1 protein-coding gene is annotated in these 210 nt (G+C 39.5%); it reads right to left on the bottom strand.

The window, feature by feature from the left end; translation table 11 throughout:
• The coding region (locus HJV72_RS19520; RefSeq protein ID WP_208073545.1) for a glycosyltransferase at nucleotides 1-210 on the bottom strand (210 nt) is incomplete at both ends.

Here is a 210-nt window from a genome sequence, read left to right as displayed (position 1 = left end):
ATACCGTATATTCGGGCCAAAATGTGGTTTTAGGAGAAACGCAACCTATATTGGGATCACGTTGCAGACACTCCACCAGAACCGACAAAACCGGCTTCGTAATTACCGTATCGTTATTCAGAAAAAACAAATAATCTCCCTTTGCCTTTCCGATGCCTAAATTATTTCCACCTGCAAATCCCAAATTTTCTTTGCTACAAATAATTGTCA

The sequence above is a fragment of the Extibacter sp. GGCC_0201 genome, assembly GCF_017566055.1.
Taxonomy (GTDB): domain Bacteria; phylum Bacillota; class Clostridia; order Lachnospirales; family Lachnospiraceae; genus Extibacter.
The sequence above is the reverse complement of the archived record's forward strand: the minus strand, read 5'-3'. Positions and strand labels throughout refer to the sequence as shown.